22 protein-coding genes, 1 pseudogene and 1 other annotated feature are annotated in these 23205 nt (G+C 28.8%); of the genes and pseudogenes, 8 read left to right on the top strand and 15 right to left on the bottom strand.

Going from position 1 to position 23205, the window contains the following annotated elements:
- Positions 1-36: 36 nt before the first annotated feature.
- From glmU to purR, 3 genes are all read right to left on the bottom strand, one after another.
- Positions 37-1407 (bottom strand): bifunctional UDP-N-acetylglucosamine diphosphorylase/glucosamine-1-phosphate N-acetyltransferase GlmU, encoded by a 1371-nt coding sequence (gene glmU, locus SPJ33_RS00210; protein ID WP_321115952.1) that lies wholly within the window; start codon positions 1405-1407, stop codon positions 37-39.
- Positions 1408-1601: 194 nt separating this feature from the next.
- A complete protein-coding gene (gene spoVG / locus SPJ33_RS00205) occupies positions 1602-1877 on the bottom strand; it encodes a septation regulator SpoVG (protein ID WP_321115951.1) in 276 nt (91 codons plus the stop codon).
- Positions 1878-1998: 121 nt separating this feature from the next.
- On the bottom strand, positions 1999-2814 hold the full coding sequence (purR, locus tag SPJ33_RS00200; RefSeq protein ID WP_321115950.1) for a pur operon repressor: 816 nt from the start codon (positions 2812-2814) through the stop codon (positions 1999-2001).
- Between the two features lie 235 nt (positions 2815-3049).
- On the opposite strand from purR, the gene murC reads away from it, so the two are divergent.
- On the top strand, positions 3050-4426 hold the full coding sequence (murC, locus tag SPJ33_RS00195; RefSeq protein WP_321115949.1) for a UDP-N-acetylmuramate--L-alanine ligase: 1377 nt from the start codon (positions 3050-3052) through the stop codon (positions 4424-4426).
- Between the two features lie 23 nt (positions 4427-4449).
- Here the strand turns inward: murC and SPJ33_RS00190 are convergent, their stop codons facing one another.
- Positions 4450-4920, bottom strand: coding sequence for a YdcF family protein (locus SPJ33_RS00190; protein WP_321115948.1), 471 nt, complete (start codon positions 4918-4920; stop codon positions 4450-4452).
- 378 nt (positions 4921-5298) lie between these two features.
- Here SPJ33_RS00190 and SPJ33_RS00185 point away from each other — a divergent pair, with 378 nt between their 5' ends.
- A complete protein-coding gene (locus SPJ33_RS00185; protein ID WP_321115947.1) occupies positions 5299-6525 on the top strand; it encodes a NupC/NupG family nucleoside CNT transporter in 1227 nt (408 codons plus the stop codon).
- A 56-nt stretch (positions 6526-6581) separates the two neighbouring features.
- Here the strand turns inward: SPJ33_RS00185 and SPJ33_RS00180 are convergent, their stop codons facing one another.
- Positions 6582-7661, bottom strand: a complete 1080-nt coding sequence (locus tag SPJ33_RS00180) for a Xaa-Pro peptidase family protein (protein WP_321115946.1) — start codon at positions 7659-7661, stop codon at positions 6582-6584.
- Between the two features lie 156 nt (positions 7662-7817).
- On the opposite strand from SPJ33_RS00180, the gene SPJ33_RS00175 reads away from it, so the two are divergent.
- Complete coding sequence (locus tag SPJ33_RS00175; RefSeq protein WP_321115945.1) at positions 7818-8516, top strand: metallophosphoesterase family protein; 699 nt, start codon at positions 7818-7820, stop codon at positions 8514-8516.
- 68 nt (positions 8517-8584) lie between these two features.
- Here the strand turns inward: SPJ33_RS00175 and SPJ33_RS00170 are convergent, their stop codons facing one another.
- The gene (locus SPJ33_RS00170; protein WP_321115944.1) at positions 8585-9064 is read right to left on the bottom strand and encodes a cytochrome b5 domain-containing protein; all 480 of its coding nucleotides are present in this window, start codon (positions 9062-9064) and stop codon (positions 8585-8587) included.
- A gap of 99 nt (positions 9065-9163) precedes the next feature.
- Positions 9164-9418 (top strand) — a binding site (T-box leader).
- A gap of 59 nt (positions 9419-9477) precedes the next feature.
- Here SPJ33_RS00170 and asnS point away from each other — a divergent pair.
- Positions 9478-10869, top strand: coding sequence for an asparagine--tRNA ligase (gene asnS, locus SPJ33_RS00165; protein WP_321115943.1), 1392 nt, complete (start codon positions 9478-9480; stop codon positions 10867-10869).
- 55 nt (positions 10870-10924) lie between these two features.
- Here asnS and SPJ33_RS00160 read toward each other — a convergent pair whose 3' ends face one another.
- From SPJ33_RS00160 to nrdD, 3 genes are all read right to left on the bottom strand, one after another.
- Entirely contained in the window at positions 10925-12409 is a 1485-nt protein-coding gene (locus SPJ33_RS00160; RefSeq protein ID WP_321115942.1) for a leucyl aminopeptidase, read from the bottom strand.
- Positions 12410-12438: 29 nt separating this feature from the next.
- A complete protein-coding gene (nrdG, locus tag SPJ33_RS00155; RefSeq protein ID WP_321115941.1) occupies positions 12439-12957 on the bottom strand; it encodes an anaerobic ribonucleoside-triphosphate reductase activating protein in 519 nt (172 codons plus the stop codon).
- A gap of 161 nt (positions 12958-13118) precedes the next feature.
- Complete coding sequence (gene nrdD / locus SPJ33_RS00150) at positions 13119-15236, bottom strand: anaerobic ribonucleoside-triphosphate reductase (RefSeq protein ID WP_321115940.1); 2118 nt, start codon at positions 15234-15236, stop codon at positions 13119-13121.
- Positions 15237-15483: 247 nt separating this feature from the next.
- Here nrdD and SPJ33_RS00145 point away from each other — a divergent pair, with 247 nt between their 5' ends.
- From SPJ33_RS00145 to SPJ33_RS00130, 4 genes are all read left to right on the top strand, one after another.
- A complete protein-coding gene (locus SPJ33_RS00145) occupies positions 15484-16491 on the top strand; it encodes a DUF3048 domain-containing protein (RefSeq protein WP_321115939.1) in 1008 nt (335 codons plus the stop codon).
- A gap of 121 nt (positions 16492-16612) precedes the next feature.
- Positions 16613-17464: a DegV family protein gene (locus tag SPJ33_RS00140; RefSeq protein WP_321115938.1), complete on the top strand. Its 852-nt coding sequence runs from the start codon at positions 16613-16615 to the stop codon at positions 17462-17464.
- Positions 17465-17489: 25 nt separating this feature from the next.
- Positions 17490-17942: a PadR family transcriptional regulator gene (locus tag SPJ33_RS00135; protein ID WP_321115937.1), complete on the top strand. Its 453-nt coding sequence runs from the start codon at positions 17490-17492 to the stop codon at positions 17940-17942.
- Positions 17943-18032: 90 nt separating this feature from the next.
- A complete protein-coding gene (locus tag SPJ33_RS00130; protein WP_321115936.1) occupies positions 18033-18230 on the top strand; it encodes a hypothetical protein in 198 nt (65 codons plus the stop codon).
- A 47-nt stretch (positions 18231-18277) separates the two neighbouring features.
- On the opposite strand, the gene SPJ33_RS00125 is transcribed toward SPJ33_RS00130, so the two are convergent.
- The 6 genes and pseudogenes from SPJ33_RS00125 to SPJ33_RS00100 form a co-directional block, all read right to left on the bottom strand.
- Positions 18278-18466, bottom strand: coding sequence for a ferredoxin (locus SPJ33_RS00125; RefSeq protein ID WP_321115935.1), 189 nt, complete (start codon positions 18464-18466; stop codon positions 18278-18280).
- A 34-nt stretch (positions 18467-18500) separates the two neighbouring features.
- A pseudogene (locus SPJ33_RS00120) lies at positions 18501-19253 on the bottom strand (Mrp/NBP35 family ATP-binding protein); the annotation flags it as partial.
- Positions 19254-19329: 76 nt separating this feature from the next.
- A complete protein-coding gene (locus SPJ33_RS00115) occupies positions 19330-20169 on the bottom strand; it encodes a hypothetical protein (RefSeq protein WP_321115934.1) in 840 nt (279 codons plus the stop codon).
- A 182-nt stretch (positions 20170-20351) separates the two neighbouring features.
- Positions 20352-21899, bottom strand: a complete 1548-nt coding sequence (locus tag SPJ33_RS00110; RefSeq protein ID WP_321115933.1) for a hypothetical protein — start codon at positions 21897-21899, stop codon at positions 20352-20354.
- A gap of 72 nt (positions 21900-21971) precedes the next feature.
- On the bottom strand, positions 21972-22814 hold the full coding sequence (gene rsmA / locus SPJ33_RS00105) for a 16S rRNA (adenine(1518)-N(6)/adenine(1519)-N(6))-dimethyltransferase RsmA (protein ID WP_039312534.1): 843 nt from the start codon (positions 22812-22814) through the stop codon (positions 21972-21974).
- Position 22815: 1 nt separating this feature from the next.
- A partial coding sequence (locus tag SPJ33_RS00100) for a toprim domain-containing protein (RefSeq protein ID WP_321115932.1) occupies positions 22816-23205 on the bottom strand: 390 nt, incomplete at its 5' end.

The following is a 23205-nucleotide window of genomic DNA, read 5'->3' as shown; positions in this document are numbered from 1 at the left end:
AACTTTAAGCTTTTTTATATATAAAATTTTAATTTTTTACTTTTTTAATCCTTTTTTTTCTACCCATCCTTTGATGTTTCTTTGCTTTGCTCTAGCTATTGCAAGATCTCCTTCTAAAACATCATTAGTTATTGTTGAACCAGCAGCAATGTAAGTATTATCATGAACTGTTACTGGTGAAACTAAATTAGTGTTACATCCAATAAAACTATGATTTCCTATTACTGTCTTATTCTTTTCTTTACCATCATAATTAACTACAACAGTTCCGCATCCAAAGTTACAGCCTTCTCCAACTTCTGCATCTCCAATGTAAGTTAAATGTGACACTTTAGTTCCATCTCCTATAGTTGATTTTTTGATTTCTACAAAATCACCTATTCTTGCTTTTGAACCTATTTTACTTTCAGGTCTAATATATGCAAATGGTCCAACTGTAGTATTATTTCCGATTTCACTATCTAGTATTACTGATGATTCAACAGTAACACCATCATTTATTTTACTATCTTTAATTCTGCAGTTTTGCATTATCATGCAGTTTGAACCTATAATAGTTTTTCCTTCTAATATTGTTCCTGGATAAACAATTGTATCTTTTCCTATTTCAACATCTATTCCTATATAAGTTGCCTTTGGATCTATTAATGTAACTCCATTATCAAGATGTTTTTCATTTATTCTTTTTCTTAATATTTCTTCAGCTTCAGCTAATTGTGCTCTTGAATTTACTCCTATTGTATCTTCATAGTCTGTAACAACAGCTCCAACTTTCTTTCCTTCTGATTTAAGAATACCTATTACATCTGTAAGATAGTATTCTCCTTGATTATTATCATTAGAAAGCTTTTCTAATGAATTAACTAATTCTTCTATATCAAAACAATACATAGCTGCATTCATTTCATTGACTAATAATTCTTCTTCATTACAGTCTTTATGTTCAACTATCTTTAAGACATCTCCGTCTTTATCTCTTATTATTCTTCCGTATCCTGTTGGATCTTCTACTATTGCACTTAACAATGTAGCAGCATTTTTATTTTTTTCATGCTCATTTATTAAGTTTTCTATAGTGGCTTCTTTTGTTAATGGAGCATCACCTGCAAATACTACAACAGTTCCTTTTTTACCTCTTAAAAAGTCTGCTGCACATTTAACCGCATGTCCAGTCCCTAATTGTTCTTCTTGCATAGAATATGTAACCATTCTATCTTTAGTACCTTCTTTTACTAATTCAGCACCTTTTCCTATTATTACGTTTATATCCTCTACTTCTGCTTTTCTCATGTTGTCTATAACATGATTAACCATTTCCTTACCACAAACTTTGTGTAGTACCTTTGGAATATCAGATTTTATTCTCTTTCCTTGACCTGCTGCAAGTATTAATGCGCACTTATACACTTTACCACCTCTATTATGCTACTTTTTAAAAATAGTATATACTATTTGCGTTTTTTATCTAAATTTAAATTATTTTTATTTTATTATATTTCAATCAATCTTGTATTTCAAGTTCAGTAAATTTTAAAAAATATCTACCTAATCAAAAAACAAAAAAATAAAAGGGAATAACCCTTTTATTTTAAATATTAATATTATTCTGCATCTACGTCTTCAGTTAATGCTTTATCATATGCTTCAAGAATAGCTTTTTGTATCATTTCTCTTGAATTAGTGTTTATAGGATGTGCAATATCCTTAAATTCACCATCAGGAGTCTTTCTACTTGGCATAGCGATAAATAATCCATTTTGTCCTTCAATAACCTTAATATCGTGAATCACAAATTGATCATCAAAAGTAACAGATACTATTGCTTTCATCTTTCCATCTGTAGCTATCTTTCTAATTCTAACGTCTGTTATTTGCATTTGACTACACCTCCAGTTGCCTTGATAATATTACAATTCTCCATAAGTTGGCAATTTCCTTTTTTTATTTGGTAAAATTTAAAAGAAACCAACTATTTTCTATCAGTGTAATCTCTATATATTATTCAAATATTTTTGATGGTCTAACATCTACTACTGATGATTCACTTACTGAATAAAGGTCTACTATTGATATGTATTCATCAACAAGCTTTTTCTTTGCTTCTTTACTATCAACTAAAACTCCAATTCCAACAAGCTCACTATCAAATTCTTTTAATAAATCCTTTATTCCAAGTGCAGTTCCTCCACCTTTCATAAAATCATCTATGAATACACATTTTGAATTAGGTTTCATTGATTTTTTTGAAAGAGACATTTGTTGAAGTCTTCCATTTGTTCCTGACACATAATTTATAGTCATTGTAGTTCCTTCTGTAAATCTACTTTCTCTTCTTGCTATTACAAGTTGTACTCCTAAATTTCTAGCAGCTTCATAAGCTAGAGGAATTCCCTTAGTTTCAACAGTTATAACATAATCTATATCCATTTTTTCAAACCATGATGAAAGCGCAACCCCTGCTCTACTTATTATTTCAGGATTATACATTAAATCTGTCATATAAATCATGTTTCCTGTTATAACTCTTCCATCATCTTTTAATAAATCACATAATTCTAATGCAAATTCTCTTCCTTTTTCAATACTCATATCTGGGATATATCTTATTCCACCTGCAGCACCTGAAATCGTTTCAACTTTACCCATTTTAAATTTTTCTAATATTTCTCTAACTATAACTATATCTTCACTAATTGTTGACTTAGCTGCATTTAATAATTCTGAAAATCTATTTAATCCAATAATCTTATTTGGATTTTCTATTAATACTTTTGCTATTATAACAACTCTACTATTTCTGCTTAATTTCTCCATATAAATCACCTATATTTTCTATATTCGCATAATAAACGAATTATATATACTCTTTAATGCGTTAATATTCATATTTTATTCTATATTTTTTCCTAGTGCAATATTTTTTATCCAGTTATGAAATTAATTATTTTTTAACTCTTTAAAAAATATACTATTATTAATTGTTTTGTTGTGTTCAATTAATTAAAAATGTATATAATTATAAATGAAATAATAAAAAGGGGTTGATTTCATGTCATTCGATTTTTTAAAAGATAATAATAAAAAAGTCCACTTTATCGGAATTGGTGGTATAAGTATGAGCGGCCTTGCAGCTGTTCTTTTAAATAACGGATTTAGAGTATCAGGTTCTGACTCTAAAGAATCACATATCACTGATAACTTAAAAGCAAAAGGTGCTGAAATTCATATAGGCCATAAAAAAGAAAACATACAAGATGTTGATTTAGTTGTTTATACTGCTGCTATTCCTCAAGATAACCCTGAAATAGTAGAAGCTAAAGCTAAAAATATTCAACTTATGGATAGAGCTGAATTCTTAGGACATATAATGAAAGGTCATAAATATAATGTAGCAGTTGCTGGTACTCACGGTAAAACAACTACTACAAGTATGATTACAAATATAGCCCTTGAAGCTAATTTAGATCCAACAATACTTGTTGGTGGAGAAGTTGATGCAATCGGCGGTAACTATAGAATAGGTAATAGTGAGTACTTTGTAACTGAAGCTTGTGAGTATAAAGAATCATTTTTAAGATTTTTCCCATACATAGGAATAATTTTAAACATAGATGCAGATCATCTTGATTATTATAGAGATTTAAATCATATAGTAGAAACATTTAAGAAGTTCTCAAAATTAATTCCTAAAGATGGTTACTTAATTGGTTACAATGAAGATGAAAATGTAGCTAAAATATTAGAAGAAGCTGATTGTAACGTATTAAGTTATGGTTTCTCTAATGCAACTGTTACAGCTAAAAATATTAAATACAATAATATGGGATGTGCTTCATTTACAGTATGTAAAGATGGAGAAGAATTATTTGATATTAAATTAAATATGCCTGGTAAGCATAACATATTAAATGCATTATCTAGCGTTTGTGTTGGTTTAATATTTGGTCTTTCATATGAAGATATGGCTGAAGGATTAGCTAATTGTAGAGGTGCTCATAAAAGATTTGAATATAAAGGTGAAATTAATGGAATAACTGTTGTAGATGACTATGCTCACCACCCAGTTGAAATAAAAGCTACATTAACTACAGCTAAAAAAATACCTCATAATAAAACATTCTGTGTTTTCCAACCACACACATATACTAGAACAAAAACATTATTTGATGAATTTACTACAGCATTTAATGATGCAGATGAACTAGTTTTAATGGATATTTATGCTGCAAGAGAAAAAGATACTGGTCTTGTTTCTTCTGATGAATTAGGAGATGCTATAAGAGCTACTGGTGTTAAATGTACTAACGTACACTCTCATGATGAAGCTGTAGAATATTTAAAGAAACATGTATCTTCTGGAGACATGCTATTAACAGTAGGTGCTGGAGATGTTGTTATAGTTGGAGAAAAATTCTTAGAAAAATAATTAAGCTAAAAAAGAGTGGCTAATTAACCACTCTTTTTTATTTTATAATCAATAAAACTTATAATAAAGTCTTTAATATATGCAGGTATTTCTCTTATGATAGCAAGTATTTCATATCTACCATAATATCTACATTCTTTTCCTTCAAATGTTGCTTCTAAATTTATATTTCCACATATAAGTTTTATTCTAGCTAAATGATATGCATCAGAAACAATCGTTGCATTCTTAAAATTGTTTAAAATCATTATTCTTTTTGAAAATTTTAAATTTTCATAAGTGTTCATTGCCTCATCTTCTACATGTATATATTCATCAGGAATTCCATATTCTATAAGTCTTTTTCTCATCCCTATAGCTTCTGATATCTTACCATTTCCTTTTCCTGTTACTATAATATGCTTTGCAATATTCTTTTTATATAACTCAATAGTTTTTTCTATTCTTTGATTAATAAAAAAACTATTTAAGTTACATCCTAATAATATTATCACATCACTTTTTTTTGCTTTACTATAAGATGTAATCATAATGTCTAAAAATATCAATATTATTATAATAAATATTATACGTATTATTTCGTCCACCTTCTTGTAGAAATAGTATATACTATATATATTCAAATTAACATTTTTTGGACCACATTCTACTTTTTTCGCCATTTTTTTGTTTTTTATTTGATTTTTCTTGTTTTATTATATACTCTAATATGATAAAATTAGTGAATATAATAATTTATTTAAATAAATTATTATGAAAGCAAAAACAAACTTATAAAACATTTCAACTAAAGATAAAATATTTTTTAAACTCTAGGCAAAAAATAATCAAAAAGATTATTAAAATACACTTTTAGAAAAGGAGATTTAACATTGAGCAGATTTATAGGATTATTAGGAATCATTGCAATTATCGGAATAGCGGTACTATTCTCCGATAATAGAAAAAAAATCAACTGGCGTTTAGTTGGAATTGGTCTTGCACTACAAGTAATATTTGCATTAATAATACTTAAAGTACCAGCTGGTAGAGCTTTCTTCAATTTATGTAGTAAAGCTATAACTAAATTACTTGACTTCACACTTGAAGGTTCTTCATTCTTATTTGGAAGTTTAATGGATACAAAGACATTTGGGTCAATATTCGCACTTCAAACACTTCCAACAATCATATTCTTCTCAGCATTAATGGGAATACTTTATTACTTAGGAATCATGCAATTTATAGTTAAAATAATTGCTAAAGGACTTTGTAAATTACTTGGAACATCAGGTGCTGAAACATTAAGTGCCGTTGGTAACATATTCTTAGGTCAAACAGAAGCACCTCTTCTTGTTAAACCATTTATAAAAGACATGACTAAGTCAGAACTTATGGCTATCATGGTTGGTGGTATGGCAACAGTTGCTGGTGGTGTTATGGCTGGTTATGTAGCTATGGGAGTTAATGCTGGTGACTTACTTGCTGCAAGTATAATGGCAGCTCCTGCTGGACTTATACTAGCTAAAATATTAGTACCAGAAACTGAAGAATCAAAAACAAAAAATACTACAGATATTGAAATAACTCAAACTGCATCAAACGTTGTTGAAGCTGCTGCTAATGGTGCTAGCGAAGGTTTAGGTCTTGCACTAAACGTTGCTGCTATGCTTTTAGCATTCGTTGCACTTATTGCTTTACTTAACTACATATTAGGTAAATTCGGCGGATTAATAGGATTCCAAGATCTTAGTTTCCAATGGATTTTAGGTAAGATTTTCTCACCTTTAACATTTGTAATGGGTATTCCAGTTCAAGATTTAGGACCTGCAGGTAGCTTACTTGGACAAAAAGTTATGATTAATGAATTCGTTGCTTACTCAGAATTATCTAAGTATATCGCAGCTGGAACATTACAACCTAAAACAATCTTAATATTAACTTATGCTTTATGTGGATTTGCTAACATAAGTTCAGTTGCTATCCAAATCGGTGGTATCGGTTCTTTAGCTCCAGAAAAGAAAGGTTTAATCGCAAAATTAGGATTTAAAGCATTATTAGGTGGTGCACTTGCAACTTGTTTAACAGGAACAATTGCTGGTATCCTATTCTCAATATAATATAAATCAAAAGAGTACTTGAAATTCAAGTACTCTTTTTTATGTTTAAATAAATTCTATTTTATAACAACTAATTCCTTAGTTAATTTATTTAATCTTTCACATCCATCTTCAGTAACTAAAACTAAGTCTTCTACTCTAACTCCAATATCTTCGCTTAGATATATTCCTGGTTCTACTGAAAATATCATTCCTGGTTTTACTTCATTATGATTTGCTGCACTTACATCACCAAATTCATGACAATCTATTCCTATACTATGTCCTGTTCTATGTGTAAAGTATTCTCCATATCCTTGTTCTTCAATATAGCTTCTTGCAGCATTATCTATATCTGAGAATTTAACTCCTGGCTTTATCATAGCTATAGCTCTTTCATTAGCTTCTCTTACTATGTTATATATCTTTTTATGTTGTTCTGATGGTTCTTCTTTAAAGAATACTGTTCTTGTCATATCTGAGCAGTAATCTTTATAAATTCCACCGATATCTATTACTATACTTTGACCTTTTTTAAGGACAGAATCATCAGTTTCATGATGTGGATCTGCTCCATTTGGAGAAAACGCTATAATGGGATCAAATGAGAATTTATCAACTCCATTTTTAGCATATAATTCTTTTAGAAGCTTTTCGCATTCTAATTCTGTCATGCCTTCTTTTAAGTTTTCCCATAGATCTTTCATAGTTTCATCATTTCTCTTTGATGATTCTTTCATTAATGCAATTTCTTCTTCATCTTTTATCATTCTTAAACCATCTATTATTAAAGATGAATTTCTATATCCTTTAGCTGCATTTAATTCCATTAATGATAATAAGAAATGTGCTGGCCAATCTTTATCTATTCCAAGCTCTTCATTTCTATCAATATATTTTGATAATATTTCTACTGAATTATCAGTATCTACATACCAAACTAGATCTACTCCTAAATCTTCTTCTACTGGGAACAATTTATTTACTATTAATTTATGATCCCCATTTGATTTGATAAGTAAAGATATCATTCTTTCTCCTGGACTAAACCATTTTCCTGTTAAATAGAAAAGTGATGATGGAGATGACACTATCATTTGTGATAAATTTTCTTTTTTCATTTCAGATATAACTTTTTGTATTCTACTGTTTTTCATATCTATTTCCTCCATATATTAAATTATTTTATTAACTATTATAATATACGATTATGAATAAATTTAAAATCATAACAACTTAAATATTATTTAATATATAACATTAACCTAAGTGTTATAATATTATTAACAAAATAATTAGGAGGGTATACATATATGAAAATAGCTGTAATATCAGATATACATGGAAATATTTATGCACTAATGAGAGCTTTAGAAGATATAGAAGACCAAAAAGTAGATACTATAATTTGTTTAGGTGATTTAGTAGGATACGGACCACATCCAAATGAAGTTATCGCAATGATAAAAAGAAAAAATATAATTTGCTTAAAAGGAAATTATGATGCTTCAGTTGTAGATGAAAGCTATACTTTTATAAGAGAAAATAATATAAATTCATTCTCACTTCCTTGGACAGTAGAAGAACTTAGAGCAGCAAATAAATTTTATTTAAATTCACTTCCAACTTCTATAACTTTAGAATTTGAAGGTAAAAAGATTCTATTTGTTCATGGAAGCCCAAACAAAATAAATGAATATATGTTAGAAGATGCAGATAATACTTCTGAAATCATGAAAAATTTAAAAGAAGATGTCTTAGTATGTGCTCATACTCATATGCCATCAATAAAGCAATTTGAGGACAAACTATTTGTAAATGATGGTAGTGTAGGAAAACCTAAAATAGGTCGTCCAAATCCAACTTATTGCATATTAGATGTAGAAAGAAATAGACCAGTAAAAGCTCAAATAAGAGAAATTTCTTATGAAGTTAAAAGAATAGTAAAAGATATGACAATGCTTAATTTCCCTGAAGCATTAATAAGATCTTTTGAAACTGGCGTAGAATAAATAATTAGGGCTTATATAATCTATATTCATTAATATATTTTATATAAGCCTAGTTATTATTTAATATTTTATTGTCTTAATACTCCGACCATTCTTAATTTATTAAGTATATTTCTATCTCCATTATGACATTGTCTAAAACTTTCAGTTGCATCTGTTCCAGGTTTTACCCCAAAATGATTTCCATCTTCAAAACCTACTATACCTGTTACGTCATAAACTGTTCCATCTATAGCTATATAAGCTGATGCACCATTTTTTCCATTATAATTTGCTAAATCAGCTAATGTAAATTCTCTAGATGCTCTATCATTAATATCAGTAGGCTCATCATCAAGTCCACGATATCCTCCATATTCTCCAAAAGCATTTCCTTCTAGCTTTTGTTCTAATTTTTTTTCTTCTTGTAATATCATATCTAAATCTTCAATTACATTTTTAATATCTTCTAGAATCTTTTCTCTATCTTCTCCTTCTCTATAAAATAGCTTATTTTTCAATTCATTAAGCTGTCCATTTTTCTTTATTATGAGCTTTTCAAGTTGCATAAAAATTCTCCTAAAAAATTAATATATAACTAATATATGCTAAGTAAGTTGCATTTGTTAGAAAAGTATTGTAAAATCAATTTAATGTAATATTGTTTTAAAATAACTATGACGAGAAGAGTAGATCTAGGACGTAATTTTAGCGAGTGAGGGATAGTGAGAGCCTTATATGAAGCCTATTTTGAAGAACATCTCTGAGTTTCTAACCGAAAGCATTTATTGTTAGTAGGCTTAGACGGAAGCTTCTAGACCGTTAACTTCTAGAAAGGCATAATTAAATGTGCTTATACTTTGAGTTGGCTATAAAATATAGCAATTTGGGTGGTACCGCGATAGTATCCTTTCGTCCCATAGTTTTGGGGATGAGAGGTTTTTTTATTATATAAGATTTTTAATTACAGGAGGTAATAAAATTGAAAAACACTTTAGTAAAGTCACTTTACAGAAACACTTCAGATTATTTAAATAAAGAAGTATCTATAACTGGTTGGATAAGAACTTTAAGAGCTTCTAATGCATTTGGTTTCATAGAAATCAATGACGGTTCTTTCTTCAAGAATATACAAATTGTTTTTGATAACAATCTAGAAAATTTTAAAGAAATATCAAAATTACCAATCTCATCTTCATTAAAGGTAGTTGGTACTTTAGTTGAAACTCCAAATGCAAAACAACCATTTGAAATTCAAGCTAAAGAAATAATCATAGAAGGAATGTCAGATTCTGATTATCCTCTTCAAAAGAAGAGACATACTTTTGAGTACTTAAGAACAATTGCTCACTTAAGACCAAGAAGTAATGCTTTCTCAGCAGTATTTAGAGTAAGATCAGTTGCAGCTTATGCTATTCATAAGTTCTTCCAAGATAGAGGATTTGTTTATACAAACACTCCATTACTTACTGGAAGTGACTGTGAAGGTGCAGGAGAAATGTTTAGAGTTACAACTCTTGATTTAAATGATGTTCCAAAAACTGAAGAAGGAAAAGTAGATTATTCTAAAGACTTCTTTGGAAAAGAAACTAACCTTACTGTTTCTGGACAATTAAATGGTGAAGCATACGCTTTAGCATTTAGAAATATATATACATTTGGACCAACATTTAGAGCTGAAAATTCAAATACTGCAAGACATGCGGCTGAATTCTGGATGGTTGAACCTGAAATATCATTTGCTGATTTAGAAGATAACATGAAACTTGCAGAAGAAATGCTTACTTATGTAATCAAATATGTAATGAATGAATGTCCAGAAGAAATAGAATTCTTCAATAAATTTATAGATAAAGGATTAATCGAAAGATTAAACCACGTTGCAAATTCAGACTTTGCTAGAGTTTCTTATACAGATGCAGTTGAAATATTAAAAAATTGCGGTAAAGAATTTGAATACCCAGTTGAATGGGGAATAGATCTTCAAACAGAACATGAAAGATACTTAACAGAAGAACATTTCAAGAGACCATTATTTGTAACTGATTATCCAAAAGACATTAAAGCATTCTACATGAGAATGAATGATGATAATAAGACAGTTGCTGCTATGGATCTTTTAGTTCCTGGAATAGGAGAAATAATAGGTGGTAGCCAAAGAGAAGAAAGACTTGATGTATTAAAAGCAAGAATGGCTGAACTTAACTTAAATGAAGAAGACTACTGGTGGTATCTAGAACTTAGAAAATACGGTGGAACTAAGCATTCAGGATATGGACTTGGATTCGAAAGATTAATAATGTATATAACTGGTATGTCAAACATCAGAGACGTAATACCATTCCCAAGAACAACTGGTCAATCTGATTTCTAATATAAATAAAAAAAGAATGAGTTTTAAAAACTCATTCTTTTTTTTATTCCTTTATTTATAAATTTTCTCTTTTTTTAGCTAGTTCATATATTGTGTTTACTGGAACTCCAGTACCACCTTTTTGTTTATATGGTTTTTCTGAATCAGTCCATGCAGTTCCTGCAATATCTAAATGTAAAAATGATACTCCATCATCTACAAACTCTTCTATAAATAATCCAGCAGTTATTGTACCTGCATTTCTTCCACCAATATTTTTAATATCAGCTATATCAGATTTTATCAGTTCTCTATATTCAGGGAATGTTGGTAACTTCCATACCTTTTCACCTGTATATTTTGATACATCTTCTAATTCTTTATATAATTCATCATCATTAGTTATAGCTGCTGTTGTTGTTTCGCCAAGTGCTACAAGAGCAGCTCCTGTAAGTGTAGACATTTCTATAACTTGATTTACTTTTTCTTTTTTCACTATATAAGTCACTGCATCTGCTAAAGTTAATCTACCTTCAGCATCTGTATTTAATACTTCAATTGTCTTGCCTGACATACTTCCTATAATATCCCCTGGTTTATAAGCTCTTCCTGATATCATATTTTCACAAGCTGCAATTACACCAATTACATTCATTCTTAAATTTCTTTTTGCAATGGTTGATATAGCTCCTATTACAGCTGCTGCACCACCCATATCTGATTTCATTGTATCCATACCTGAAGTTGGCTTAAGTGAATATCCACCTGAATCATAAGTTAAGCCTTTACCAACAAGACCTAATACATCATCTTTATGATGCTTATCTCCAAAGTATTTCATAACTATAAGTTTTAGCTCTTTACTTGAACCTTTTGCTACTGATAAAAAAGCATCCATTCCAAGCTTTAATATCTTTTCTGCTCCTAAAATCTCAACTTCAAAACCAAATTTTTTACCTAATAATTTTGCTTCCTCAGCTAATATTTCTGGATACATTTCATTTGCAGGTTCATTAACTAAATTTCTAGCTATGATAATTCCTTGTGCAATATCTTTTCCTTCAACTATATAATCTTCAATTTCATCTATAACCAAGTTATTTGCTGTATCACATGCAATATAAATAAATATATCTTTCTTATCCTTTTTATCACTCTTATATTTATTAAATTCATAATCTGAAAGCATTAAAGATATAGTCATAGCCTTAGCTATTTCATTAGCATCTAAATTTTCAGTTTCTATCATTTTAACAGTAATATCATTATTTTTAAGCTCTTTCATTTTTCTATAAGCTTTTGATAAATTAACTTTTATAGATTCTAGTGTTACATCTTTCTCTTTACCAAGTCCTAATAAGACTACATCTTCTATGCTTCCTTCTATCTCTTGAGTAAAAGTATAAATTTCTCCATCTTTACCACTAAACTTATCATTCTTTTTTAGATGTCTTATCATATTATCTATTTTAGGAATATTTAATTCTAAATTATCTTCAAATAAAGAAATTATTATTCCTTCAGACTCTGACACTCCTTGTACTTTTGCACTTATCTCCATATAATTCTCTCCCTTCATATATAAATATATTAATTCATATATTCATCTATTAAAACTATTGTGTTTTTCTTTAGACTTTCTTTAACATCTATTATCCTTTGATTACTTGAACCTCTAAATCTTAAGCCATCTTCCATTCTTGCCTCATCAAATCTACCATCTACAAGAACATCTATATTATTTATTAAATCTCTCCACCCAGCTCTATCATCTAAATGTTCTAATATATATTCAAAAGTATAACCTGTAAATGACCAAATATTTAATCCATTTTCTTTTAATTTTTTTGCCATATAGGCAAACTCTTCTGCTTGTTCTAATGGATCTCCCCCACTAAACGTAACACCTTTTATAATAGGGTAATCTATTACATCCTCTATAAGCTCATCCATATCCCTTTCTTCTCCACCTGAAAAATCATGAGTATCTGGATTAAAACATCCTTTACAATTATGATTACATCCTTGAGAAAAAAATACCCTTCTTATACCTGGTCCATTTACTAAACTTTCATAAGCTATTCCAGAAAGTCTTATTTTTTTACCCATATTGCCACTCCTTTGATTAATTTAAATTATATCACTGCTATAACCTTTGTTATATACTTACAAATATTTTTTATTACTATTTAAAATTTTTAATATATTTATCATAATTAAACATAAAACCATTATAATAGCTTATCTATTATAATGGTTTTATAATATTTCTAACACTCTTTATAGTTATTTACGCCTGTTCCTGTATGAGTTACTCTATCTTGTCTTTCTTGATATTTTCCTGGTCCAAATCTTTCATCTAGACTTAAATATCCAGTAACTCTTGAAACACCTTGTATATCTGTACTTCCACACTTAGTGCATTTTTTTTCATGATTTTGTAGGTAAGTTCCACATTCTTTACAGTATCTTATATGGAAATTTATTCCTAAATAACTTATATTAGTTTTCTTATATGCAAAGTTTAGGATATCCATTATTGCTTCACCTGATGGACAATCATCAACTTCTAAATAACTTATATGTCCACCATTACATAATTTATGGTATGGTGCTTCAATTTCTAACTTTTTCTTTATTGAAATAGCATATCCAACTGGAACATGATAACTATTAGTGTAGTATTCTTTATCAGTTACTCCTTTTATAATTCCAAATACCTTTTGGTCTTGTTTTATAAATTTTCCTGATAATCCTTCAGCTGGTGTAGCATATGCACTCCAATTAAGCTTTGTTTCTTCTGCTAATCTATCGCAATAAGCTCTTAAATGTTCAACTATTCTTATTCCAAGTTCTCTAGATTCTTCATCTTCACCATGATGCTTACCAGTTAATGCAACAAGTGTTTCTGCAAGACCTATAAATCCAATTCCCCAAGTTCCTTGTTTTAATATTGGTTCTATTGAATCATCTTGTGATAGTCCTTCTGCACCTTTCATAAGATGTTGACCTGCTACAAATGGTAAATCTTTAACTCTTAAATTCTTTAATACATTATATCTATGCATCAATGATTCTTTTGCAAGATTTAATCTAGTGTCAAATATTTCAAAGAATTTATCTATATCACCTTTTGCTTGAATACCTATTCTAGGTAAGTTAATAGTAGTTGGTGCAATATTACCTCTACCCTTTACACCAGGTTCTCCGTTTACATTACTCATAAGATAAGTTCTACAGCCCATTGTTGCAGGTACTATTCCTTGGTCGTACCATTTTTTATTAAAATCTGCATCTATATTCATAAATGTAGGGTTCATTCTCTTAGCCGCTACTCTACAAGCTAATTCATATAAATAGAAGTATGGATCATCTACTTCTCTGTTCACGCCTTCTTTAACTCTAAATATTATGTTAGGGAATATTGGTTGCTCACCTTTTCCAAGACCTTTTTCATATTCTAATAAGAATATTTCGCAAACTAACGCCGCATCCTTTGTGTTTGGAATTCCAAGATTTATTGAACTAAATGGAACTTGTGAGCCTGCTCTTGAATGCATTGTATTTAAATTATATACAACGCCTTGCATTGCTTGATGTATTCTTTTTCTTAATCTCTTTTCAGTTAATTCTTCTATCTTTTCTGATGGTATTTCAAGTTCTTCTAACTCTTTCATGATTTCTTGTCTTGTTGGCTCTACAAAAACACCCATATCGTTATCAAAATCTGGATGTGATTGACCTCCAAACATATCATTTTGAGTTGATTGTAATAATATACATGATAATTCTGCTGCTGTTTCTATTCTCTTTGGTGCATTTATCGTACCGTATCCTGTGTTGAAACCTCTTTCTAGTATTTCTCTAGTTGGTATATGAAGACAGTTAGTTGTTAGGTTATAACTATCTAGATCGTGATAATAAAGATCACCAATTTCATGACATCTTGATAAATGCTTAGGCATTAATGCTAGATTGTGCCACTTGTTTGATTCTGAAGCTATTCTTAGTAATTTTGAACTGAAATTATTTCCTACATTTGCGTTATCTCTATCAGTTTCAACTCCAATTTTACTTATAGCTCTCATAAGATCTGATTTTATTTCTCTAATCTTAGTTCTTTCTTTTCTATAACTTTGATATGCAGAAACTACATTATCAAGTTCTGAATCCTTTAATGCTTTCTCTACAAGATTTTGAACTTGCTCTACTGTTATCCTGTCATCATTATTTATTTCTATATATTTAATAATCTTTTGAAGAATGCTTAAATTTTCACTTGGCTTTAAATTTACGCCAATTTCTGCTGCTGCACTATTTATAGCACTGCTAATTTTCTCAGCATTGAATTCTACTTCCCTACCATCCCTTTTTACAACATATAGCATTTACACTACCCCCATCCCACAATATATAGTATCGTTTTAATTACCGTACTATTATACTTCAAAAGATATTTCAGTGCAATTACATTTTATTTTTATATTTTTAGATATATTTCTTTTTATGTCTATTTATCTCTCTTTTTTAGTTTTTTTTGTACTTTTGCTTTGAAAAAATTTTTTGTATTGGGTATGATTCTCTCTAAAACATTAATATACATTAACTAGAAAGCATTTTAATTAGGAGAAATTTATGAAAAAAAAATTTTTGTTATCTATACTTTCAATTTTTATTATTTCATCAATAACATCATGTAGTTCATTAGATTCTATTGAATCAAATTCTGAAAATATTTCTGAAATAACACAGAAAGAAGATACATTTAAGTATCCATTTACAGGAATTAAAACTAACGAAAATCCTCAAGATAAAACACCATATATAGTAGTTGTTGAAAATTCAAAAGCTTCAAGACCACAAAGCGGTTTATCTTTTGCTGATATAGTATATGAAACATCTGCTGAAGGAGGGATTCCAAGATTCATAGCAATATATCACAGCAATACCGCTAGTAAAATTGGTCCTGTAAGAAGTATTAGACCATACTTTTTAACAATATCTAAGGAATATGCCTTGCCTATAGCTCATTGTGGTGGATCTAAAGAAGCTCTTAATGAAGTAAAAAAAGATAGTTCTATCATGAGTATAAATGAAATGACTAATGGTAAATATTATTATAGAGATAATAATAGGAAAGCTCCTCATAATTTATATACCTCTAGTGAAAAAATACTTCAGGCAATTAAAGATAAAAAGTATAACTTAAAAGCAGAGTCCTCACTAAAATTTGATAATGAGTTCTTTAATAATAATGATTTAAAAGAAGCTTTAAATATAACTATTAAACCTAATAATGTATATGAAACATCATATACATTTGAAGACGGAACTTATACTAAATTAATGGATGGTGAAATTGCTAAAGATGCTATAACAAATTCCCCATTAACATTTACTAATATAGTTGTTCAAAAAACAGATATAACTCTTCAAACTGATAATTCTCATCTAAACATAGATTTAGTAAGTAGTGGTGAAGGGTATATTTTCTCTAATGGAAAAGTAATAGAAATGAAATGGTCTAAGGATTCTCAATATGATGATACTAAGCTCTATGACTTAGATGGGAATCCGATTTCTTTGTCAGAAGGCAACACTATATGGAATATAGTAGATTCTCAATCCATAATCACATATTAATTAAAAATTGAAAAGAAATTATATGTAAATAATTTCTTTTCTTATTGCCAAACTATATCAGTAGTGATATAGTTTATATTATCAGAAGTGATAAAGATTTTAAAAATTGGAGGAATCATCAATGCAAAAAATCGCGGTGTTAACTGATAGTGGTTCAGATTTAACATTAGAACAATGTAAAGAAAATAGCATAGAATTTTTACCATTTAGAGTTATTTATTCATACGGTGAATTTGAAGATGCAGTAAACTTAACTCCTGAAGAACTTTATAAGTCTTTAGAAAAAGGAAATGAAATACCAACAACTTCTTTACCTAGCCCAGCTAAAATTGAAGAATTATTAAATAAATTAGAAGCAGAAGGCTATACTCATGTAATTGCTGTAACAATTTCATGTGAACTTTCAGGAACATCAAATGCAGTTAGACTTGCTCTTGAAGATCATCCTAACTTAACATCTTATGTATTTGATACTAAAATACTTAGTATGGCAGAAGGTGCTTTAGCATTAAATGCAGCTGAAATGGTTAGAGAAGGAAAAACATTTGAAGAAATAGTCGAAGAACTTCCAAAATTGAGAAAAAAAACATACGGATACTATACTTTAAATACTTTAGAATACCTAAAAAGAGGTGGCAGAATAGGAAAAGTTGCAGGTACAATAGGAGAAATATTGAACTTAAAGCCTATAGTTTCTGCTGATGATCAAGGTTTTTTCTATACTTATGCAAAAGTACGTGGTAGAAAACAATCAATAAATAGAATTTATAAGATAGCAAAAGAACACCTTGAAAAGGGAAGATGTAAAATTTGGGTTTTAGATGGTGGAAGTTCTAAGGAAGAATTTGATTATTTATATAAAATGATTTCAGAGCTTGATAATATAGAATCAATAGCTCCTGCTATTATCGGCCCAGCTCTTGCTCTAAACACTGGACCTGGATTATTAGGACTTATTGTTCAAGAGGTGTAATAACTTTCAAGAGGTGTAATAACTAATGAATAACTTAAGTTTTGCTAATTCAAGAGATATAAAAGCTGAAGAAAAACGCCTTTATGAAGAATATAAAAAGAAAGTTTCTGAACTTAAAAAATTAAAAAAAGAAAAGGACGCCGTAGGTCAAGTTTTTACTAAAGGTTTATTACCACTTTACGTTCTTCACATACTTAATTTTGGACCAACTACAGGAAATTATATCTCTCATGATATAGGAGAACGTACAAATGGTAAATGGGTACCTAGCACTGGTGGAATATATCCATTACTAAAAACATTAGAAAAAGATGGTTTAGTTATTGGTAATTGGGATGATCCTAAAAAGAAATTTAGAAAAATATATTCTCTTACTCCAGAAGGTAAAAGAGAATACTTAAGAAAAAAAGCTTTGCTTAAACCTAAGATTGAAGAAGCTTTAGAAGTATTTAAGCTTGTATATAATGACATCTATTAAAGATGCTAACTATTAGTTAGTATCTTTTTTTGTATATATGTTATTTATTTTGATAATACTAATTAATAAATATTAAGGAGTGTTAGTATTATGCATGGTCAAATAGTAGACATAAATAACTTAGAAGCATTTGTAGAGTTAGATGATGGTAATTTAGTATCAGTACCTACTACTCAATTATCTGGAGCATCTATAGGAGATCATATTCACTTAAATAATTGTATTTCCCCAAACAATCATAACCTATTGAAATATAATACAAACCCATTTATGAATGACTTATTATAATAAAAGTAGCAAGCTTAACACTAAGCTTGCTACTTTTATCTTCAATACTATTCTACTGTGATTGCGCTAACTGGACAGCTTTCTTCAGCTTCTTTAGCAGCATCTTGATTATCTGCTGGTACATCTCCACTGATAGCTACAGCTTTTCCGTCATCATCCATTGAAAATACTTCTGGACAAATTGAAGTGCATAAGCCACATCCTATACAAGTATCCTTATCTACATGTGCTTTCATTTAAATCTACTCCTCTCTTTTATGTAAAGTATTATTAATATAATCCTTCAAATACTAATGAGTATAACGGATTATCTAATACATACTCTTCAGCTTTACCTTCTTCTAAAGCTTCTGTAAACTCTAGATTAATTGGAAGTTCTCCTAAAAGTGGTAATCCAAGATATTCAGCATGTTCTTCAGCTGATTTCTTACTGAATACTTTTAACTTTTTATCACATCCATCACATACTATGTAAGCCATATTTTCCACAACACCTCTTATAGGTACACCTACTTTTTCAGCCATCTTAACAACTTTTTTAACTATCATAGATACCATATCTTGTGGTGTAGAAACTATTATAAGCTCTTTTACATGGAAATCATTCATAACTGTAAGTGCTATATCACCTGTACCTGGTGGCATATCAATTAAAAGATAATCTAATTCTTCCCACTCAGTATCAAAATACATTTGATTTAATACACCAGTTATAACTGGACCTCTCCATATAACAGGATCATCCTCTATATCTGTTAAAAGATTCATTGACATTACTTTTATTCCACTTTGAGTACTAACTGGTATGAACTTTATGTTTTGTTCATCTAATGATATTATTTGCGCTCTTTTGTTATTTATACCAAAAAATCTTGGCATTGATGGACCTGTTATATCAGCATCTAAAACACCGACTTTATATCCTCTTTTTCTTAACATAGTTGCCATAATACCAGTTATAGTTGACTTACCAACTCCACCTTTACCACTTATAATACCAATTACATTTTTTATTTTACCATATTTGGGCTTTTTCTTAAAATCTCCTATCGGCTTTCCTTTAGTCTTAAATTCGTTCATAGTCGTTCCTCCTTTTTTCTTACCAGTTTTCCGGCTTCTTTCCATCTTTACCTACTGTTATCTCCCATTTTTTAAATTCATAGTGTCCAACAACATAATATTTTTGAGAAGTATTTTCTAATTTATTATCTATTGTGATAAGCGTTCTGAAAGTTTCACTGTCATATCCTTTGTTTTGAACTGTGACAATAACATTATATTCATCATTATTATTACTTATAATTCCAGCTCCTGGAATAACCTTTTGAAGTTCTTTTTGGAATTGTTGCAATTCAACTGAGAATAAATATTTAACACAATCTAAATCGCCTTGCATATTTATTCCAACTTTATATTTTGGATTTATGAGTTGATCTTTGTTCATATCTAAAACAGTCATTATTGTTCCATAATAGATTGAATTAAATTCCCTAGGTCTTCTTATAAATGATAGATTATTTATAATTGTTTGGTCTAAATTTTTAGGAACTTTATATGCCTTTTCATCATCATAAAAATTGCCCTTACCACTTTCATCTACACCTACAACATATTTATACTTCTTTATTTCATCTCCACAATGAATCTCAAATATGTAATCTGCATCTAAAGAACTTTTTGCTGATTTTGGATTACCAGATGCTAAAGCATTATATATGTCTTCAATAGCCTTTTGATCAGTAACTTTAAATCTAAATCCACTATCTCTAGTATTTTGAATTATAATTTCATCTACTTTATTTGTCTTCATATAGTTAAAATCATCATTTTTAAATCCAAACTTAACCGCAATATCATTTACCGGGGTACATCCAACCATAGATGATGAAACAACAAGCATAATACCAGTTATAAGTAGCTTTGTTATTCTTTTTTTCATATATTTAATTACCTCTCCTTTTTTATTTTATCTAAATTGTACAATAAATTTAAATAATTTTTAAATTACATTGACTATATAGTCCATATAATTAATTAGGAGAAGCATATGCTTCTCCTAATTATACCTAAATTATAATACTTTAACTTATCATTGGCAAACAATTGTATATTACACTTTTATTACTTTGAAGGTACTACAATTGTTGAATTTTTATAATCATAGAACATTAACCAGAATCCAGTATCATCATATTCTTTCTTACACCATGTTACAAATCCTGATTTACCACCATAAGGTTGTTCTTCTCTATCTTTTTTTCCCGGAATTGCATAAACTAAGTATTTTAAGTTACCTTTTGAATCACATTTATATCCTGTCATAAAATAACCATATTTTTTGATGTATGGATAATAATTCAACATTGGATAATATATAATTGAATATTTATTATAGTCTTTTGTATTACACATATCATCTATATCATTTATAGGCACCTTAAACCATTTGCAATAAGGCAATTCTTTAAACCCTTCTTTTACTTCATCAAAGCCTTTAGCTAAGTTTTCAAAGAAATTTCCAATCTTCCCCCTTAAATTAAAATCATAAGGATCTAATCTTTGTTCTTCAATTTGTCTTTCATAGTCTTGGAAGTTTTCTGCTAAATTATCTCTATCACAATAATGCTCATGATTGTGCTTTTTATATTGTTTTACATCATAGTCATAGTCATAATTTTTATGATGCATACAAACTTCTTCATGTTTATGATGTTCAAAATCTTTATGATCATGACATTTATCATGATTATATTTATCTATATTCTTATAATGCTCATGTTTTTTACAATGATCATGATTATGTTTTTTCTTTCCTCTATTTTCATCATCTAATTCATTATCATCCTCATCTGATTCTTCATTATCTGATTCTTCAATTTCACTTCTAACATCATTATTATCTAAAGTATTATTAACTTCTATAACATTATCTACATCAATAATATTGCTATCATCTAAAGTATCACTTGAATCTATAGTATCATCTCTATTATACTTTTCTTCATCACAATATTCCTTTATGTTATCATTATCTTCTAAATTATAATTATCTTTTTCATTGCTAGTTTTTTCTTTATATTTTTTATCATCTTCTAATTTTTTATATTCTAGCTTTGTATCTTTTAAACTTTCTTCTTTTTTGTCTTTTAATTTTTCATCATCTATTTTTTTATATTCTAATTTTTTATCTTTTGTTTTTTTATCATTATATTTTTGTTTACTAACATTATTTTTATCATAAGAGCTTACTACCTTCATCTTTTTCCAATTATCTTCTGGTTTTACTCCATTCATAAAGCCATACATTGAAAAATCCATATAGCCGTTATTCTTTTTGCATATACCAGCTCCAGAAATTTTATCATATCCTAAGCTTAGACCTGCTATATTATCAGAATAATACTCAATGCAAGCCTCTCCCTTACCAACTTTATTGACAGTCAAAGGACCAATGTCAATTATCTGTTTTAAATCTTTTTTATAACAAATAAGTACTATGGCGTAATCGTCATCCTCTTTTAAGTTCTGAGCATAAAATGTTATCTTACATTTTTCTCCTTTTGCTTCAATCTTCGCATATCCTGATAAAGCTTTATCGTTTGAAGAAGATTTATTCTTTTTATCTTCCTGTAATATTATAAAATTTCTATATAATTTGTTATGTGCCAAGTTCCCATTACCTCCACATATATTTATTCAATATAGTATATGCGTGAAGGTTCCTATTATGATAATGGAAATTTATTTATACTCGCAAATTTTGTTAGAAAGCGCTGCAAATTCTTCTAATGATAAAGTTTCTCCTCTTCTCTTAGGGTCAATTCCAGCTTCTTCAAAAGCTTTCTTTAGATCATCTTTATTTACACCTATATTTTTTACACCATTCCATAAAGTTTTTCTTCTCATATTAAATGAATTTCTTATTAATTCAAACATGAACTTTTCATCTGTTACTTCAACTCTTGGTTTTTCTAATCTATCTAGTCTTATTACTATTGATTCAACTTTAGGTCTTGGTATAAATGAACTTGGGGCAACCTTTCTTACTATCTTTGTATTACAATAATATTGTACTAATAGTGATAGTGCTCCATACTCTTTGCAATTTGGCTCTGCATCAATTCTTTCTGCAACTTCTTTTTGAATCATAATAGTTAAACTTTTAAAATTATAACCATTTTTTAATAAGTTTACTATTATAGGAGTTGTAACATAATAAGGTAAGTTTGCTACTAACTTTACACTCTTCTCATCTCCTATAATTTCATTAAAATCTACCTTTAAGGCATCATTATGTATAAGAGAAAAGTGTTCATTATCTCCAAGTTCTTCTTTTAATATAGGAATTAAGTCATTATCTAATTCTATTGATGTAACTTTCTTTGCCTTGTTTAAAAGATGAGCTGTTAAAGTACCAACCCCTGGACCTATTTCTATTACAAAATCTTCTTCGTTTACGTCAGCACCTTTAACTATGTCATTTAAAACAGAATCATCTATAAGGAAATTCTGTCCTAAGCTTTTTGAAAATTTAAAGTTGTATTTTTTTACAAGTTCTTGCGTTTTATAATCTTTTATATCCATACTATTTTACTCCTATTTCTTTTTCTACCTTTTGTATAGCCTTTACAAATTCGTCTCTATCTATTCCATAATTATTTAATCTTGATATCATTTGTTTAGCATTTCCGTATCCAATTCCAAGTTCTTTGCCTAATGCCATTCTTCTATCTTTTGCTCTACTATCTGCTGCTAACTTAAAGTAAAGCATATCTTCCATATTATATATCTCTTGTTTTTCTTCTACTGTAACTTTAGCTCCTTCTAAAGCTTTTATTATTACTTCTGGACATGCATTTTCTACTCCGATATCTCCATCCTTTAGTCCATCTTCTTGTGCTATGTATGCGTGTTTTATTCCTTGAACTCTTTTTGAGATTATACTTCTTATCTTCTCTCCTGCAAAATCTGGATC

Source organism: Clostridium sp. (genome assembly GCF_034179595.1).
Taxonomy (GTDB): domain Bacteria; phylum Bacillota; class Clostridia; order Clostridiales; family Clostridiaceae; genus Clostridium.
The sequence above is the reverse complement of the archived record's forward strand: the minus strand, read 5'-3'. Positions and strand labels throughout refer to the sequence as shown.

Coding starts and splice junctions, on each gene's coding strand:
- SPJ33_RS00145 (WP_321115939.1), top strand. CDS start 15,484: ATGAAAAAAAAATTTTTGTTATCTATACTTTCAATTTTTATTATTTCA.
- SPJ33_RS00140 (WP_321115938.1), top strand. CDS start 16,613: ATGCAAAAAATCGCGGTGTTAACTGATAGTGGTTCAGATTTAACATTA.
- SPJ33_RS00175 (WP_321115945.1), top strand. CDS start 7,818: ATGAAAATAGCTGTAATATCAGATATACATGGAAATATTTATGCACTA.
- SPJ33_RS00170 (WP_321115944.1), bottom strand. CDS start 9,064: ATGCAACTTGAAAAGCTCATAATAAAGAAAAATGGACAGCTTAATGAA.
- SPJ33_RS00180 (WP_321115946.1), bottom strand. CDS start 7,661: ATGAAAAACAGTAGAATACAAAAAGTTATATCTGAAATGAAAAAAGAA.
- SPJ33_RS00135 (WP_321115937.1), top strand. CDS start 17,490: ATGAATAACTTAAGTTTTGCTAATTCAAGAGATATAAAAGCTGAAGAA.
- nrdD (WP_321115940.1), bottom strand. CDS start 15,236: ATGCTATATGTTGTAAAAAGGGATGGTAGGGAAGTAGAATTCAATGCT.
- SPJ33_RS00115 (WP_321115934.1), bottom strand. CDS start 20,169: ATGAAAAAAAGAATAACAAAGCTACTTATAACTGGTATTATGCTTGTT.
- SPJ33_RS00160 (WP_321115942.1), bottom strand. CDS start 12,409: ATGGAGATAAGTGCAAAAGTACAAGGAGTGTCAGAGTCTGAAGGAATA.
- rsmA (WP_039312534.1), bottom strand. CDS start 22,814: ATGGATATAAAAGATTATAAAACGCAAGAACTTGTAAAAAAATACAAC.
- SPJ33_RS00125 (WP_321115935.1), bottom strand. CDS start 18,466: ATGAAAGCACATGTAGATAAGGATACTTGTATAGGATGTGGCTTATGC.
- murC (WP_321115949.1), top strand. CDS start 3,050: ATGTCATTCGATTTTTTAAAAGATAATAATAAAAAAGTCCACTTTATC.
- spoVG (WP_321115951.1), bottom strand. CDS start 1,877: ATGCAAATAACAGACGTTAGAATTAGAAAGATAGCTACAGATGGAAAG.
- purR (WP_321115950.1), bottom strand. CDS start 2,814: ATGGAGAAATTAAGCAGAAATAGTAGAGTTGTTATAATAGCAAAAGTA.
- SPJ33_RS00130 (WP_321115936.1), top strand. CDS start 18,033: ATGCATGGTCAAATAGTAGACATAAATAACTTAGAAGCATTTGTAGAG.
- nrdG (WP_321115941.1), bottom strand. CDS start 12,957: ATGGGTAAAAAAATAAGACTTTCTGGAATAGCTTATGAAAGTTTAGTA.